Genomic DNA, 17,140 nt, shown 5'->3' on the forward strand with positions numbered 1-17,140 from the left:
AAATATTTATTCAATTGAGTTAAAGTATATGCAATACAAAGTACAAAAAAAAGACACTCTTTTAGGAATTTTAAAAAAGTATTCACTAAAGCCAATTTATGGTAAAAAAGGATATCTTTCTGAAATATTAAAGTTAAACCCGCATAAAATTAATACAAAAGGAAATCTTATCTACCCTGGAGAAATTCTAACCATACCTCTTAAGAAAGAGGTAGAAAATAATTCGTTAAATAATAATTTAGTTGAAAATTTAGAAAATAAAAAAATACCTCGATATAAGAAATATAACGGAAATTTAGAAAATATTCAAAAACTACCAAGTTCACATGTTTATATTATTTATAAGGTAAGAAAAAACGATATGATAAGTGTTTTACTTCAAAAATATAAGTCATTTCCAATTTATGGAAAAAAAGGAACTCTTAATGAAACATTAGATTTAAATCCTAAAAAGAAACCAACAAAAGGAGATCTTATTTTTCCAAATGAATTAATTACACTTCCAATCTCTATATGGGTATTAAATCAACTAAGTGAGAATGAAAAAAAATATTTAAAAATAATATATTTTAATGAAAAACAACAAAGCCATGAAGAAATTTCATACTCTGAGTTTTTAGAAACTAATAAAGTAGAAATACCTCCACTTACCTTACCAGAAACTTTGAAAGAGAATTTAAAAGATGAAAAAATAAACAACAAAAACAATTTTACAAATAAAATAAAGTTATTTGCTGAAACAAAAGATAAAAAAATATTTTTAAAATGGATAAGAAAAGAAAATGTTGTTTTACGTTATGAAGTTAAGAAATCTATAAATAAAGACAATGATTTTATAACTTTTGAAAATAACTTTTTTGGCAATAGACTAACTGATTATGAGGTTTATTTAGGGAAAATATACTACTATCAAGTCATTGGGATTGATAGATTTGGTAAAAAACATGAATCAAATATTGTAAAAATACAACTTCCACCAAGCTATATTAAAAATATTTCAATTAATATAACAGACACATCAGCTGAAATAACATGGGATAAGTGTGAAAGCCAATCTGAATTAACATATGAAATTTATCGTTCAAATTTTGAACGGAATGGATATTTACTTCTAAAAGATAATTTAAAAGATCCAAATTTTTCGGACAAAACTATAAAAGGCGATTCTGTTTACTTTTATAAAGTAAAAGCTATTGACAAGAACAAAAATATTACTGAATCGTCACCAATAAAATTTTATTCATTTCCTAATGAAGTAAAATTATCCGCCTATTTAAAAAATAATTATGTTTATCTGGAATGGAATAAAAATTTTAATAATAATTTAAGTAATTATAATTTATTAAGATCAAAAGATAACGAGAATAATTATGAATTAATACAAGCAAATATTAAAGATTACTTCACTAGAGATTATAGTATTGAAAAAAATCAAACTTATTTCTATAAATTAGTAGCAAAAAATCTTAGCAGCGTGACAAAAAAATCTAATACAGTTAAAGTTGTTACTTCATTTGATGACTTGTTTCTTCAAATCATTGAAGAAGAAAATAGTATTAAACTTTACTGGAATAAATATCATGGTTCAACAAATATATTTTATAATATTTATAGAACCGAGGTTGAAAATACTGATTTTACTTTAGTAGAAGAAAAATTCCAAAAAAACGTTTTTGTAGATCCAAAAGTAGAAAAAGGAAATAGATATTTTTATAAAGTTATAGCTATTTATAAAAATAATACAATTGAGTCAAATATTGTTAGTATAGATTTAAAACCTAAAACAATTTCAGATGTAAAACTATCAATAATAAATAAAAAATCTGTCAAAATTGAATGGAAAAACACTCAATCTAATATTACTACAAAAACAACCATTCTAAAATCTTATGATTTAAATAAAAACTTTATCTTATTAAAAGATAATGCTGAAGGAAATACTTTCATTGATGACAATATAAGACAAGGGAATATAATTTACTATAAATTTATCACAGAAAATAATCAAAAAAATATTTCTGAATCAAATGTATTTAAAATAATTGTTCCTTCTCAACCTCCAAAATGGAAAAAAGCTGAAGTAATTAATAAAGAAATTTATTTAGAATGGGAAAAATTAGAAAGTAATTTAACCATTACATACGAAATATATCGTGGCTTTAAAAATACTGATAATATGTCATTTTTTACTGAAATTACAGGAAAAGAGAATTATCTTGATTCACACATAACTGCAGATACAGAATATTTTTATGCAATAAAAACTAAAATTGATAATTTTAAATCGGATTTTTCAGATATTGTTTCTGTGTCAAGTGATTTAAGTAACAATATTCCATCTTCGGTTCAAATTGGTTTTGGAATTAGCTATTTTAAATTACTTGAGTATAATAAAGCATCAGATTCTTACGCTTCTTTGAATTCAGCTGCAAGTACAAATCAAAATGTTTTATTAGTTCAAAACTGGAGTGAAGAATTTAAAACTCACTTTGGATTAGGTTTAATTTATTTTGACTTACTAGATTCACCTGTTTATGCAATAAATCAAAGACAAGCATTATTGCCTTATTTGCAATTTGGATTGTCCTGGTATCTAAAATCATCATTCTTACTCGAATATAAGAATATTCTTCAACAGGATATTTACTATCAATCGCAAATAAATGCTGTACCGAAAACAATGCAAGACAATTACATTATTGTCGACAATCATATTTTTTATTTAGGATATGATTTTTTAGAAAAAATTAATTTGCATTTATACGGCAAAGTTGGTTACATTTTAACTATTCCTAATTTCTTTAATTATTCGCAATTTGGTAATGGTTATCAAGCAGAAATTGAATTATTTCAACAATTGCCCAATTATTCAATAGGTTTGAAATTATTTTACTCAAGTAGAACGACTTATACTAATAATGTAATTTCAACTGTTACTGAAAATGGGGTAATTTTAAACTTTAATTTAGATTTAGGATTATTATAAAAATGTTTTCCATAAATAAGCGCCAATTACCCCTCCTAATACAGGACCAACTACAGGTACCCAAGAATACTTCCAATCAGATTTTCCCTTTCCAGCAATTGGTAGCAAAAAATGCGCAATTCTGGGGCCTAGATCTCTTGCTGGATTAATAGCGTATCCAGTAGCTCCTCCCAAAGATAAACCTATTGCCCAAACTAAAATTCCGACAAGATAAGGTCCTAATGCTGGAGATATCGCACCGTTATTTGTTGCTTTTCCAAAAATAGCACCTATACCAAAAACAAGAATAGTTGTGCCGATAACTTCTGCCATTAAATTTGCAGCAGAATGTCTAATTGCAGGCCCTGTAGAAAATACAGCTAGCTTTAAAGAAGGATCTTTTGTTTCTTTCCAATGAGGAAAATAAGTTAGCCAGACTAAAATAGCCCCTACAAAGCAACCTGCAAATTGTGAAATAAAAATTGGAAATATTTCTTGCAAAGAATAAATTCCTCCTAATAAATATTTCGCTAAAGTAACAGCGGGATTTAAATCTGCTTGATCTGATCCAACTGACTTTGCAACAAAAACTCCCCCCATAACTGCAAAGCCCCACCCTGCTGAGATTGCAAACCATCCAGCATTTATTCCTTTTGATTTAGTTAACAAAGTATTTGCAACAACGCCTCCACCAAAGATTATTAAAAAAACACAACCAATAAATTCACCTAAAATGATCGCATTCATGAAAACCTCTTAAAAAAATAAATTATTACAATACTTACAAACATATGAACGAACACGATTTTTGATCTTTTGTCTAGTTTAATTTTTAAATTTGACAATTTAGAGTTGCCCTTTTAAGGAGGAAGTGATTATGGTTAAATTTGAAATATGCAATAATGCAGTTTTCATTAAGAAAAATGAGTCACTCATAAATACAAGGGTAGTAACAATGATTGGATATCTAAAAGGAATAATCATTGAAAAAAATCCAGAATCTATTTTATTAAATGTAAATAGTGTTGGATATGAAATTGAAGTTCCTGCAACAACGTTGTATCAACTCCCAGCCGTTTTCCTCGAAGCACAATTGTATATTTATACTCATGTTCGCGAAGATGCTATTAGATTATTTGGTTTTGCTAATTCTTTTGACAAAAAAGTTTTTCTAGATCTTATCAGTGTTACAGGAGTGGGGCCTAAAGCAGCTTTAGGACTTTTAGGTTCTGTTACCGGCTTAGAACTTTGTGAAATTATTTCTGCTGGAAAAAATAGCAAATTAACTGCAATTCCGGGTATTGGATTAAAAACTGCAGAACGCTTAATTTTAGAGCTTAAAGATAAGTTAAGTAAAAAATTGTCACTTTATCTTGAAGAAAATGAATATACAAAAATTAAAGATTTTGACAGTAAAATAGAAAATCAAAGCAACGAACAAAATTCAAAAAACTTACAGAAAAATACTAAACAAAAATATATGCAACGCCAATTGCTGGAAGATCTAAAAAGCGCATTATCTAATTTAGGATATAAAGACAAGCAATATTTAGATATCCTATCAAAATTTGAAAAAAGAATGGAAACAGGCGAAAACATAACAATTGAAATAGCATTAAAAGAAAGTTTAGCTAAATTATCTGAAAAAATGTTACAAAAACACTAAGGCAAGGTATGAATAAAAATATTCACACAAAATTTGAAAACCAAGTCATTCTTCCTGAACTTGCAACTGATCCTATAGAACCTCATTTAAATTTGAGACCAAAATGTTTTGATGACTATCCTGGACAAGAACGAGTCTGTGATAATTTAAAGATCTATACAAAAGCAGCACAACTTCGTGGAAAAATGTTAGATCATTGTTTATTTCATGGTCCTCCTGGCCTTGGTAAAACTACATTAGCAGGTATTATTGCTGAAACAATGCAATATCAATTTAAAGTAACAGCAGGCCCTGTCATTGAAAGGCCCGCAGACTTAATGGGAATTTTAGCTAGCCTAGAGCCTAAAACAATTTTATTTATTGATGAAATTCATCGACTGCCAGCAAATGTTGAAGAAATTTTATATTCTGCAATGGAAGATATGCGGCTAGATATTTTAATAGGTCAAGGACCTACAGCTCGGACAGTAAAATTTGATCTTCCGCCATTTTGTATTATCGGTGCAACAACACGTGCAGGAGCTATTTCAGCTCCATTAAGAGATCGTTTTGGTATTCAGGAGCATTTAGATTTTTACTCACCTGAAGCCTTAAGTAAAATTCTTTTACGCAGTGCAAAAATTATGAATTATTCAGTTACCACAAATGCTGCATTTGAATTAGCAAAAAGATGTAGAGGTACTCCAAGAATTGCAAATCAATTATTAAAAAGAGTTCTTGATTTTGCAATTGTTTTACAAAAAAATATCATTGATGAAGAGGTCATTAATAATTCATTAAAACGTCTTGGTGTTGACGAAGAAGGTCTCTGTAATATGGATAGAGATTTTCTGCAAGTAATGTACGAAAGATATGCAGGAGGACCAGTTGGTCTAGATGCTATTGCTGCAGCATTAAATGAAGAAAAATCCACTTTAGAAGATGTATACGAACCTTATTTAGTATATCGGGGTTTCGTCTTACGTTCAGCAAGAGGTAGAATTTTATCTGAATCAGGCAAGTCTCATATTGAAAAAATAAAACAATTTGATATTTAATTTAACGATTTAATTTTTCATATTTCTCTAACAAATCTGTATATTCTTGTGAACTTAAAAATTCTTGAAGATAATGATCAAATAAAATAGATTTTTCTTTATCCTTATTTGAAAAAGCAATAAAGCGAGGGATCTTTTTTATTGAAGTTGGCAGAAATTTAACTTTTTCATAGTAATTATTTTTTTTAATAATATATTTCATTACATTAAAATCGCCAATGATAAAATCAACTTTGTTACTTATTAAAGCTTCAAGTTGTGACTGGACATTTGGAAATTCTTTCTTTTTAAAATTATTTGCAGTATCGAATTCATGATGATATTTGTAGCCTTTAATCACCCCTGCCTTTAATCCTGAAAAATCATTTAATGAAGTCCAATTAGAAACATTTGAACTTTTTCTGACTAAAATAACGTCTAATCCATAACGAATTGGACCCACCAAAAAAAATAATTTTTTCCTTTCTTCAGATCCAATAAACTGCCATGCCAAGTCAACTTTACTTTCTAGTAAATTTTTATAAACATTAGACCAATTAGCTGTTCTAATAGTTATTTTCTTTCCTATTTTATTCATAACATGTTGAACAATTTCAGTATCTAATCCTGTAGGAAATCCATTTTCCATGTAGTTATAAGGAGGATAATTTTCTTCACAAGCTCCAATCCATTCTTCGGCATATATTTTATTTTGGAATAAAATAAGTAACAGCAATAGCATAAATATTTTTATTTTTAATGAGAACTTAACTTTAATTACTTTCATTGATTTCTCTTATTAAATTAATGCAAATGACTTCACCCAAATTATACCATTTCCTAAAATTTTCATCCTCTGTTAATTTAACTTCTTCACTTGGAATGCCTATATATTTTTGATTGCTTATAATTCTAGCAATTGCTCTAAATTCATTTCCAGAACATGCTGGTAGAAGAGAATCCAAATCATCTGAATGAATTAATTCCAAAAATGGCAAGTAAATCTTTGTTCTCCGCAAGGTGAGTTTACTCATCTCACTAAAGTTATTTGTAAAAGGCTGATGGATGTCAGGATTGTCTAGTACTATAATTTCTAACGGGAATGATTGAAAAAACCAAATAGAAGAAATGGAATCCATTGATGTATTATCAATATATTCAATATGTTGTGTTATAATTCGCCATTTTCTTTTGTCAAAATATGAGATTTGAATATCTTTTAATGGAATATAGACGTATTCAGTTGAAGTCATCAACGGTGGCGACGGAATCTCATCCTTATCTTCCTCTGTTGATTGGCAAGAAACAAAAAAACAAGGTAGCATTAACCCAATAAGCTTTGCTATTATTGAATATTGCCACCGTAAGCGCATAAGAGTCCTTGCGAAAAGTAAACATTTGAGTATGTATGTTTCCTTGGGCTGTATCATCGGCAGAAATTATATTTTTTTTTAATATTACTAAGGCAGAAAAGAATGAGTAAAACAACTAACGCAGAACCAGAACTCATCAGAAATTTTTGTATCATTGCCCACATTGATCACGGTAAATCAACCTTAGCGGATCGTTTACTTGAAATGACTGGTGCTGTAGCCGACAGAGAAAAACAAGCTCAAATTTTAGACAGTATGGATCTTGAGCGAGAACGTGGAATAACCATCAAAGCGCAAACAGCCACCGTCGATTATACAGCTAAAGATGGAAAAACTTATACTTTAAATTTGATTGATACCCCTGGCCATGTTGATTTTACCTATGAAGTCAGCCGCAGTTTAACTGCTTGTGAAGGAGCTTTGCTAGTTGTTGATGCTACCCAAGGAGTTGAAGCTCAAACCGTCGCCAATGTTTACTTAGCTGCAGATAACAACGTAGACATAATACCAGTCATAAATAAAGCTGATTTACCAAGTGCTGATTATGAACGTGTTTGTTTTCAAATTGAAGAAGAACTTGCTATTGATACATCTAATGCAATAAAATGTAGCGCAAAAACAGGAATGGGTGTTCCCGATATCTTAGAAGCTATAATTCATTATATACCGTCCCCTCCTGACAACAGAGACAAAGATCTTAGAGCTCTCATTTTTGATAGTTGGTTTGATGCCTATCAAGGAGTGATAGTTCTTGTGCGTATTTTTGATGGAACTGTCAAAATCGGTGATCAAATAAAGATGATGCATTCTGGCAAAGTTTTTGAAGTGCAAAAAGTTGGAATCATGTGCGTGAAAGCTTATCCAAGAGAAAGTTTGAGTGCTGGTGAAGTAGGTTATATCATTGCAAATGTGAAAGACGTGAAAGATTCAAGAGTTGGTGACACTATTTGCATGGCCTCTGCACAGGTAGAACCTTTACCTGGATTTAAAAAAGCAAAACAAATGGTATTTGCAGGTATCTTTCCTGTGGAAACAAATCAATTTGAATCCCTTAAAGATGCTCTAGCAAAATTAACTTTAAATGACAGTTCTCTTAGTTATGAACCAGAAACTTCAGTGGCACTAGGATTTGGATTCCGTTGTGGATTTCTTGGACTTCTGCACATGGAAATTATTCAAGAACGCCTTGAACGTGAATATAATATGAACGTCATCTTCACTGCTCCTACCTGTGTTTATATTGTTGAAACTACAAAAGGTGAAGAGTTACGAGTTGATAATCCAGCAAATCTACCATCAGCTACAACTATTGCAAAGTTTTCTGAACCTGTTGTAAAAGCCACTTTTCATATGCCACAAGAACACTTGGGCGGAGTAATGGCCTTGCTAGCTGAAAGGCGGGGGGTTCAGACTAAAATGGAATATCTTTCTCAAAGCCGTGTGATGTTGCAATACGAACTTCCTTTAAATGAAATGGTATTTGATTTTTTTGATCGTATTAAAAGTATTTCCCGCGGTTACGCAAGTATGGATTACGAATTTTTAGATTACAAAGAAAGCGATCTTGTTCGGCTAGATATATTAGTAAATGGAGAACCCCTTGATGCTCTTTCTTGTATTGTCCACAGAAGCAATTCGTATGAACGTGGTCGTTTGCTAGTCAAAAAATTAAGGGAAGTTATTCCAAGACAACAATATGAAGTTCCTTTGCAAGCTGCCATAGGTTCTAAAGTAATTGCACGCGAAACGTTAAGTGCGCTTAGAAAAGATGTTACCGCCAAATGCTATGGTGGTGATATTTCTCGAAAAAGAAAATTATTAGATAAACAAAAGGAAGGTAAAAAACGTATGAAGCAAGTTGGAAGTGTTGAAATTCCACAAGAAGCATTTATGGCGATATTGAACCTTTCCGATGTAGAATAATGAAAAAATCACACCTTTTATTTTTAATTTTCTTAGTTTCTTTCGAATTCTCTGTTTATTTGTCAAATGATATGATTCTTCCTGCTCTTGTTGATGTTGTTAATGACTTCCAAGAGCCTGAAGATCTCATTCCGTTATCCCTTTCCATCTTCCTCCTAGGATCACTTTCAATTCAACTCATAGTTGGACCAATATCTGATCGCTATGGAAGAAGAAAAACTCTATTTGCTGGTGGATTGATTGTTCTAATAGGCAATCTTTTGGGTATCATTGCTGCAAACATGGATATGTTTTTTGTTGCTAGAATCCTTCAAGGAATGGGACCTTGCTTCATTGGTGTAGCTGGATATGCATGCGTACATGAACTTTTTGCAGAAAAAGAAGCTATTCACGTTATTTCTTGGATGGCTTCCATAGCTCTTTTTGCTCCAATGATAGGTCCATTATTAGGTAGCTTTGTGTTACTTTTTGCAAGCTGGCGATACATTTTTTTAACTACATTTTTCTTAGCATTCATTACCTTAATTGGTTTGTGGTTTGTAATGCCTGAAACATTACCAAAAAATAAAATTGTTCCCATTAAATTAAAAACCACATTAGCAAATTATTTAGAGCTATTTAAAAATCAAAAATATTTTTTCGGTACCTTAAGTTTTAGTTTTGCTTTTGGATCAGTCATTGTATGGATAGCTAGTTCACCTATGGTTTTAATTAGTTTATTTAAATTAAATAAAAGTCAATTTAGTATTGTTCAAATCCCTATATTTATGGCTTTTGTACTAGGAACTTTTGCACTACGATATTTAAGTCAGTTAAAATCTTCTACCCAATGTTTAAAAATTGGTTTTGTTATTACAACTATCTCAATGCTAGTATTATGCTTTACCACATTTTTTTTCCCTAAAAATTTATATCTTTTAATTTCCGTATTTGCTTGTTTTAATTTTGGTTACGGATTATTTTCGGCTCCTTTTACAAGAATCATTTTAGATTCAACAAATTTATCAAAAGGAATTTCATCTGCATTACTATATTTTTTCTTTTTTGTAGTAGGTACAATTTTTTCTGGTATTTTTCCAAGTTTTTATAATCAAACAATATTTTCATTTGTTTTATATATTTCAATTATTTACCTTATATCTTTGATGTTTTATTTTTTTATGGAGAAAGAAAAAAATACGTCAGATAAATTGGGATTATAAATCAATTATCTGTTTAACTATTTTATATTCATAAAAATATTATTTATATTTATGAAAGCATAAAAATAGAACTAAATCTTCCATTTTTAATATAAAATACGTTAAAGTTATATTAAAGAAATTGACGCATATCGAATAAATTTTGACGTCAATAAACTTTATCTATTTTTTCTTAAAATAAAAAATAACGATATGGTGGAATTCTTTCACCAGACTTTTTATAAGATAACTAGGAAATTATGAGGTCTTTCATGTCCGCTAAGTATTGCCAAGAAATAATCCGCAATTTATCAGAATACTCTTTAAAAGATGAATTTAAACATGAGCGACAAATAGCCAAAGAGTTGTTTTCTATATCAACCGGTAAAGTCAACGATGATGATCCTTTTTTTGAACAACGAATGCATTCTTTTCAGGAATTTTTTATTTTTGAATATCGCTTATCCGAAGGGTTTTCCGGTTCAACTGTATTTGAAACGTTTCTATACAATGGACAAGCCTGTTACTCTCTCAATGAAATTGCTAAATACGAACAATTTAGAAACTTTAGACATTCCTTATTCCAAGTAGAATTTCATAAAGATGAATCCCTAGTAGTAAGAGATTTAATTTCCGATCGTATTGATATTGTATATCCTTTACCTGAATATTCATTTGCTGGTTTTGATTTAAAACAAATATTTGATGGGCGATTAATAAGATTTGATGGGAAAAATTACTTTACTAAAACATTTATTTTGCATTCAAAACTTGTAAAACATATCATTGAAAAAGCAGTATCTGAGTTTTTAAAAGGAAATATTTATTGCCAAGCACAGAAAACGATAGATTGGCGAGAAGAATTAAGAAGGCGTAATGATCTTCTATCCTCAGTTACAAATCAAAAACTAGAGATACAAAATGCTGGCAAGAAAAAATCTATAGATTTATTGAATATAACAAAAAAATTAGCAGAAATGCCAAGGACAATTAGTTCTAAAAATTTAATTATGTCATTAGGAATGAAACAAGAAGCATCGGCCTTTGTACCTGAAACTCCTTTTTATGATGCCCTTCCATTACTGCATGGTTTAGCTTATTGCGAAATAAGAAGTTTTCGATACAAACATATTGATCCTATAAAAATTTATGAAATGGGAACAGATAAAAATTTAGATATTCCAGGTATTCCAAAAGTAACAAAAAATGTTCATGAAAATGAATTACCAAATTATGGAGCGAAACCTGCTTAATTTAAATTTTTATTGTGCAAAATGACTTTTTGAAAATACATTAATAATTCAATCTAAAGACTCAAGAGATTCGTTTTCAATAGGTTCAATTAACATACCAGATTTCAATTTGCCTGAAAAATAAACATAACCAGCAGCAACAAGAGTGGGAGGGTTTATCTAGAAAAAAATAAAATTAAACTTGTTTTATTTTAAGAAATGTAATTTCAGAATCCGAGCCTAAACGCGCTGGTGGCCCCCAGTATCCCGTTCCTCTACTCACATAAACATACATATTTTGAAAAGCTGTTAATCCTGGCCTAAAATATTGAATAAAATGAATAAGCCATGTCATTGGCCAAATTTGTCCTCCATGGGTATGTCCTGAAATTTGTAAATCAAAGTAATTCAGTTTAACTGCTTCAAAAGCAGTATTGGGTTGATGTGCCAATAGTATCTTTAAATGAGGAAACTGCGGTGCATTATTTTTACTTTTTTCTAAATCCATCTTATGTGATTCTATAAATTTTTCGGCGGAAAGATCATTCACTCCACAAATAATTACTTTTGATTTGCCAATATTTAAAAGATGATTTGAATTTCCTAGATAGTGTATTCCTAGAGATTGAATATATTTTACCCAACCTTCAGCATCCCAATAATACTCATGATTTCCGGTAACGTAATAAATTCCATATTTAGCTTTTAAATTGCTTAATGGCTTGACCCAATCTTGAATTTGTTCAACAAAACCATCAATCAAATCACCTGTTATTACAACTATATCTGCATTTAAGAGATTTACCTTTTCAACAACTGCTTCAACATATTCTTTTCCAATAGTTTGTCCAATATGAAGATCAGTAAGCTGGACAATAGAAAAATCTTTCAATTCATCATGCAAATTTTTAATTGGAACAAATACTTCTTTAACCTGAGGAATTCTTCTTGCATTTACATATGCAACTCCAGTAAAACAAGCAGCAATTCCTAATGAAATAAAATGCAATATTCTTCTTCTTTCTTTATTTAAATTTTCAGATTTTTTTGTTTTCTTAAAACTAATAATTTTATGAATGAAATATATTATTATGGAAAATATATCTGCAATAAAAAAACAACTTAGCATAAAAAACATAAAACCTAATAATATAAAGCTCACCCAATAAATATATTCAAATTGATAGGGTATACTCCCCTGCCCTCTAAAATACCGAGATCCCCAAAAGCCTAAATTTGTTAAAAACATAAATAATGCTAGAGTTATGTAAATAAATGATTTTCTTTTTAAACCAAATATAATGTGAATACTTCGGCATAAATAAAAATATGAAAAAATCAAAAAAAGTATCACAATGAGAATTCGAAAAAAATCCATTTTATCTCCTATCTCAATTATTTTTTGTATAAATCATTTAAAATATTTTCTATTCTTCTTGGTATAGGGTTTTCATCATCATAAGCCACCCAATTTTTTGTAGCTGATCCCTCATAATTTATCACATTATAGCTAATGTAATTATCATTAACAATCAAGTGATCTCTTTTAGAATTTAAAAATTTAATAAAATTCTGTGCTAAGGTTTCTTGGACAGTGTCTGACACCACAGCAATTCCAATTCTATCAAAATATGTTACTTTATTTGGTACGACAAACTTTAAATCAGGTACAACTTTTTTTAATCGCATATATTCTGATCTAAACACAACTGCTGCTTCAATTTTATTTCCTAAAAATGCTAATTCTAATGGATAATCAACATTTACACTTTGAAGCTTTAAATTTTGTAACCATTTTATAGTAGGTTCAGGAATGAACCATGATGAAGATGTAATTTCTTTCCCTGTAGCTAATAAGGCAATAAGAAGTTGATGTTTAGGAAAATTAGAAACAAATACTCTTTGTCGCCAAAAAGGAAATTCCTCTGGGCTTATAAGCCAGTTCCATGAAGGCAAAGCCTGTTTTACGTTAAAATTTCTTTTATTGAAAACAATTCCCATCGGGTCAGCCATTAAAGTAACATAAGATCTTCCATCTAAGTTTAAACGCGAACGAACTTGCAGAGGATATTTTGTTACTTGATTGAGCGAAAAATTTACATCATCATTAAGAGAACGTAACTGCCTTTGTAAATACAGTCTTTGCAATATTCTTTCATCTGCAAGAAGGGCATCGTAGTTCCTCAAACCTGCACGTAAGCGAGATTCATACTCATAGCGACTTCCGACAAATTCTATTCTTACATTACAGTGATACTCATCTTCAAATTGCGAGATCATTTTTGGAGATAACACACCTTGGGGAGCAAGCAAATTTAACACAGGTTTAAAAGCAGCTCCATAAACAAAAAATTGCAGCCATATTGATAAAAATGAAATGGATATGCGATACAAGCGATCTCTCCTTTTAACAATTGATCTTATAAGCACATTATGGCACAAAACTTCTTTAATGCTTAGCACCTTTGTTTAAGCAATCAATAAGGACACTTTGGCAATGGCAAAATTTAGATATATTGATAAAGAAGAAAATTCCCGTGATCCATTTGCTTCAGAAGCAGAAGAAATGAATGAATTTGAACAATTATTACAAACTGACAAACATACACCAACGTCAAGACGCTACCGGATGGGTGAAACTGTAGAAGGCACAGTTGTTTCGGTAAATAGTGATTTTGTGTTTATCGACCTAGGCGGTAAAAGCGCAGCAACAATACCCACTGAAGAATTTACAAGTCTATCCCTGACTCCTCCAAAAGCAGGAGAAAGCATTTCTGCTTATGTAAAATCCGACAATGGTTCTGAAATTATTTTGACAAAGACTGTACGAAGAAAAGAAATGGATGATTCCATCTTACGCAATGCTTTTTCTGCTAAAATTCCAGTTGAAGCTAAAGTAGAAAAAACAATAAAAGGAGGATTTGAAGCTACTCTTGGCGGAAAACGTTGTTTTGTTCCGTTAGGACAAATGGATCTCGCTCATTTTAGCGATCCTGAAGTTTTTGTAGGTAACATCTATAAATTTCATATTACTGAATTAAAAGGAAAAAATATTGTCCTTTCTAGAAAATCAATTCTAAAAGAAGAGTTTGATTCTAAAATTTCAGAAATTTTAAATAAACTAGAAGTGGGGCAAAATCACATTGCAACAGTCACTAAATTAGTTGATTTTGGTGCGTTTGCTTCAATAGAAGGAGTAGAAGCACTTATCCCGCTTAGCGAAATGGCTTGGAAAAGACTTAAAAAACCTGATGAAGTGGTTCGTATTGGTGAACAAGTTAATGTTAAAATCTTAAAAATTGAACGCTCTCCTAAATTAAAAATTGCTTTGACAATGAAAGAAGCAGGTGAAGATCCTTGGATATCAAATGCCACAAGACTTCATCCAGGATCAGTTTTGGAAGGTACTGTAGTTCGCATGATTGATAATGGCGCTTTTGTCAATGTAGCTGATGGAGTAGATGGCCTAGTTCCTATCAATCAAATTACTTGGGAAAAACGTATCAACCATCCCAAGGATATCTTAAAAGTAGGACAGTCAGTTAAAGTACATGTTTTGGCGTCAGATCTCTCTGCACATAGACTAAGTTTATCCATAAAAGGTCCTATGCCTGAAGAAATGTTAAATAAAATTAAGTTTAAAAAACGCGGTGATACGGTCAGTGAAGAAGACCGAGCTCTCATGCAACAATGGGAAGATTACAAAGCAAATGATGCTAAAGTATTAACCAATTCAAATAGAGAGGACTCCAATATCTTTGCTTCTGCCTTTAAAAAAGCACAAAAGAAGAAATAATTAAAACTATACATTAAAAAACAAATATGCTACGTTCAAGCCGAATTTGGTGCAAATTAGCCCAGACCGCTTTAACGTAGCTATATTATTAGCATTTTCCCATAAAACAACTTACCTGATACTGTTTTATGGCACATTAGAAAGGTATCCCGCACATATGGCAAGTCTCCACTCCGATGTTTCTAAGAAAAAAGTAAATTATAACGCTCTTGAATGGCTTGATGAAGACGTAGACTTCTTATCACAAGAAGAGTCACAAGACGGTTTTGCTGCATTATTTAAAGCGCAAGAAGAATCTCAAAGCGTAATCAAAGAAGGCCAAGTTGTAAAAGGGCGCGTAATCGAAATAAAAGATGACAGCGTCGTTGTTGATATTGGACATAAGTCTGCGGGCGAAATCCCAAAAAGTGAATTTACTACTGAAAATGGTACTTTTTCATTAAAAGTTAATGATATTATTGATGTTTTTGTTGATGTTTTTGAAGATGATGAAGGCGAATTAGTACTTTCTAAAGATAAAGCAGACATGCTCAAAGCTTGGGATCGTATTTCTGAAGCCTTTGAAAAAGACGAACTTGTTGAAGGTAAAATTGTTGGTCGTGTAAAAGGCGGTCTTTCTGTTGATATCGGCGTAAAAGCATTTTTACCTGGTTCACAAGTTGATTTACGCCCAGTTCGTAATTTAGAAAAACTTCTTGGCCAAGTTTTACAATTCAAAATTATTAAATTTAATAAAAAACGTGGAAACATTGTTCTTTCCCGTCGTGTATTATTAGAGCAAGATCGCGAGCGCATGCGCAGTGAAACATTAAAGGGTCTTCAAGTTGGCTCTTCAATGATTGGTATTGTTAAAAATATCACTGACTACGGTGCATTTATTGATCTTGGTGGAATTGATGGACTTCTACATATCACTGACATGTCATGGGGCCGTCTAAATAGTCCATCAGAAGTTTTAAATGTTGGTGACGAAATCAATGTTAAAGTTCTAAGTTTTGATCCTTCTAGCAACCGTGTTTCTTTAGGCTTAAAACAATTACAAAATGATCCTTGGATTTCTGTTGCAGAAAAATATGCTTCTGCTCAAAGATTGCGCGGAAAAGTTGTTAGCTTAACTGACTACGGCGCTTTTGTTGAACTTGAGCCAGGAGTTGAAGGGCTTATTCATGTTACTGAAATGACATGGAACCGTCGCATTAAACATCCAAGCAAAATAGTTAACATCGGTGACGAAGTTGATGTTGTTGTATTAGCTGTAGATCTTGAAAACCACCGCATTTCTTTGGGAATGAAACAAACAGAACCAAATCCTTGGGAAATTGTGACTCAAAAATATCAAGTTAACGATGTTATCCGTGGAAAAATCCGCAACATCACAGATTTTGGTATCTTTGTTGGAATTGAAGAAGGTGTTGATGGATTAATTCACGTTTCTGATATCAGCTATACAGAGCGTATTAAACACCCTCAAGATCTTTACAAAAAAGGTGATGAAGTAGAAGCAAAAGTTCTTCAAATAGATGTAGAAAATATGCGTTTCTCTCTTGGCATCAAACAATTAGGTGAAGATCCTTATGAAGTTGCTGCAAAGAAAATGCTCCCAGGCACTAAAGCAAAAGGTAAAGTAACTCGCTTAGCTGAGTTTGGTGCTTTTGTTGACATTGCTCCTGGTGTAGAAGGACTCATTCACACTAGTGAATTGGAAAATCCAAATATTGCGGTTGATGCCGAAGTTGAATTTGTAATTTTAAGTGCAGATTTTGCTGAACGTCGTTTTGAGCTTTCACAAAAAGCTGCTACTCGCGGCCTTGATGATTCTCACAATAAGACAATACAGTCTGCATTAAGCAGTGATGCTTCTTCCCAAAACAGTTTTGCTGAAGCATTTGCACGTGCAAAGGCAACTAAAGACAACACTTAAGATATACACTCTATCTTAAAATTGTTCTTAAATTGATAGGCTCTTGAACTATGTGGTATCTTAACCC

At 31.1% G+C, this 17,140-nt stretch carries 13 protein-coding genes; 8 read left to right on the forward strand and 5 right to left on the reverse strand.

Annotated elements, in window-relative coordinates:
• Positions 1-28 precede the first annotated feature (28 nt).
• On the forward strand, positions 29-2,986 hold the full coding sequence (locus GOY08_RS06075) for a LysM peptidoglycan-binding domain-containing protein (protein WP_158997969.1): 2,958 nt from the start codon (positions 29-31) through the stop codon (positions 2,984-2,986).
• Here the strand turns inward: GOY08_RS06075 and GOY08_RS06080 are convergent.
• Positions 2,981-3,712, reverse strand: coding sequence for an MIP/aquaporin family protein (locus GOY08_RS06080; protein ID WP_158997970.1), 732 nt, complete (start codon positions 3,710-3,712; stop codon positions 2,981-2,983). The genes GOY08_RS06075 and GOY08_RS06080 overlap by 6 nt on opposite strands.
• 130 nt (positions 3,713-3,842) lie before the next feature.
• On the opposite strand from GOY08_RS06080, the gene ruvA reads away from it, so the two are divergent.
• Entirely contained in the window at positions 3,843-4,631 is a 789-nt protein-coding gene (gene ruvA / locus GOY08_RS06085; protein WP_158997971.1) for a Holliday junction branch migration protein RuvA, read from the forward strand.
• An 8-nt stretch (positions 4,632-4,639) separates the two neighbouring features.
• Positions 4,640-5,668: a Holliday junction branch migration DNA helicase RuvB gene (gene ruvB, locus GOY08_RS06090; RefSeq protein WP_158997972.1), complete on the forward strand. Its 1,029-nt coding sequence runs from the start codon at positions 4,640-4,642 to the stop codon at positions 5,666-5,668.
• Position 5,669: 1 nt separating this feature from the next.
• Here ruvB and GOY08_RS06095 read toward each other — a convergent pair whose 3' ends face one another.
• Entirely contained in the window at positions 5,670-6,434 is a 765-nt protein-coding gene (locus GOY08_RS06095) for a substrate-binding periplasmic protein (protein ID WP_158997973.1), read from the reverse strand.
• Positions 6,421-7,020 (reverse strand): hypothetical protein, encoded by a 600-nt coding sequence (locus GOY08_RS06100; protein ID WP_158997974.1) that lies wholly within the window; start codon positions 7,018-7,020, stop codon positions 6,421-6,423. The genes GOY08_RS06095 and GOY08_RS06100 overlap by 14 nt, the downstream gene beginning before the upstream one ends.
• Positions 7,021-7,122: 102 nt before the next feature.
• On the opposite strand from GOY08_RS06100, the gene lepA reads away from it, so the two are divergent.
• From lepA to GOY08_RS06115, 3 genes are all read left to right on the forward strand, one after another.
• Positions 7,123-8,943, forward strand: a complete 1,821-nt coding sequence (gene lepA / locus GOY08_RS06105; protein ID WP_158997975.1) for a translation elongation factor 4 — start codon at positions 7,123-7,125, stop codon at positions 8,941-8,943.
• Positions 8,943-10,145 carry a Bcr/CflA family efflux MFS transporter gene (locus GOY08_RS06110; protein ID WP_158997976.1) on the forward strand — a complete coding sequence of 401 codons (1,203 nt, stop codon included), beginning with the start codon at positions 8,943-8,945 and terminating at the stop codon, positions 10,143-10,145. The genes lepA and GOY08_RS06110 overlap by 1 nt, the downstream gene beginning before the upstream one ends.
• 251 nt (positions 10,146-10,396) lie before the next feature.
• Positions 10,397-11,377 carry a hypothetical protein gene (locus tag GOY08_RS06115; protein WP_158997977.1) on the forward strand — a complete coding sequence of 327 codons (981 nt, stop codon included), beginning with the start codon at positions 10,397-10,399 and terminating at the stop codon, positions 11,375-11,377.
• Positions 11,378-11,552: 175 nt separating this feature from the next.
• Here GOY08_RS06115 and GOY08_RS06120 read toward each other — a convergent pair whose 3' ends face one another.
• Positions 11,553-12,734 carry a metallophosphoesterase gene (locus tag GOY08_RS06120; RefSeq protein ID WP_158997978.1) on the reverse strand — a complete coding sequence of 394 codons (1,182 nt, stop codon included), beginning with the start codon at positions 12,732-12,734 and terminating at the stop codon, positions 11,553-11,555.
• Positions 12,735-12,751: 17 nt separating this feature from the next.
• A complete protein-coding gene (locus tag GOY08_RS06125; protein WP_158997979.1) occupies positions 12,752-13,750 on the reverse strand; it encodes a type 2 periplasmic-binding domain-containing protein in 999 nt (332 codons plus the stop codon).
• 103 nt (positions 13,751-13,853) lie between these two features.
• Here GOY08_RS06125 and GOY08_RS06130 point away from each other — a divergent pair, with 103 nt between their 5' ends.
• Positions 13,854-15,152: a 30S ribosomal protein S1 gene (locus GOY08_RS06130; protein ID WP_158997980.1), complete on the forward strand. Its 1,299-nt coding sequence runs from the start codon at positions 13,854-13,856 to the stop codon at positions 15,150-15,152.
• Positions 15,153-15,309: 157 nt separating this feature from the next.
• Positions 15,310-17,073 carry a 30S ribosomal protein S1 gene (locus tag GOY08_RS06135; protein ID WP_158997981.1) on the forward strand — a complete coding sequence of 588 codons (1,764 nt, stop codon included), beginning with the start codon at positions 15,310-15,312 and terminating at the stop codon, positions 17,071-17,073.
• Positions 17,074-17,140: the final 67 nt, after the last annotated feature.

The organism is Pigmentibacter ruber (genome assembly GCF_009792895.1).
In the GTDB taxonomy this organism is placed as follows: Bacteria; Bdellovibrionota_B; Oligoflexia; order Silvanigrellales; family Silvanigrellaceae; genus Silvanigrella; species Silvanigrella rubra.

Coding starts and splice junctions, on each gene's coding strand:
- GOY08_RS06075 (WP_158997969.1), top strand. CDS start 29: ATGCAATACAAAGTACAAAAAAAAGACACTCTTTTAGGAATTTTAAAA.
- GOY08_RS06080 (WP_158997970.1), bottom strand. CDS start 3,712: ATGAATGCGATCATTTTAGGTGAATTTATTGGTTGTGTTTTTTTAATA.
- ruvA (WP_158997971.1), top strand. CDS start 3,843: ATGGTTAAATTTGAAATATGCAATAATGCAGTTTTCATTAAGAAAAAT.
- ruvB (WP_158997972.1), top strand. CDS start 4,640: ATGAATAAAAATATTCACACAAAATTTGAAAACCAAGTCATTCTTCCT.
- GOY08_RS06095 (WP_158997973.1), bottom strand. CDS start 6,434: ATGAAAGTAATTAAAGTTAAGTTCTCATTAAAAATAAAAATATTTATG.
- GOY08_RS06100 (WP_158997974.1), bottom strand. CDS start 7,020: ATGCGCTTACGGTGGCAATATTCAATAATAGCAAAGCTTATTGGGTTA.
- lepA (WP_158997975.1), top strand. CDS start 7,123: ATGAGTAAAACAACTAACGCAGAACCAGAACTCATCAGAAATTTTTGT.
- GOY08_RS06110 (WP_158997976.1), top strand. CDS start 8,943: ATGAAAAAATCACACCTTTTATTTTTAATTTTCTTAGTTTCTTTCGAA.
- GOY08_RS06115 (WP_158997977.1), top strand. CDS start 10,397: ATGTCCGCTAAGTATTGCCAAGAAATAATCCGCAATTTATCAGAATAC.
- GOY08_RS06120 (WP_158997978.1), bottom strand. CDS start 12,734: ATGGATTTTTTTCGAATTCTCATTGTGATACTTTTTTTGATTTTTTCA.
- GOY08_RS06130 (WP_158997980.1), top strand. CDS start 13,854: ATGGCAAAATTTAGATATATTGATAAAGAAGAAAATTCCCGTGATCCA.
- GOY08_RS06135 (WP_158997981.1), top strand. CDS start 15,310: ATGGCAAGTCTCCACTCCGATGTTTCTAAGAAAAAAGTAAATTATAAC.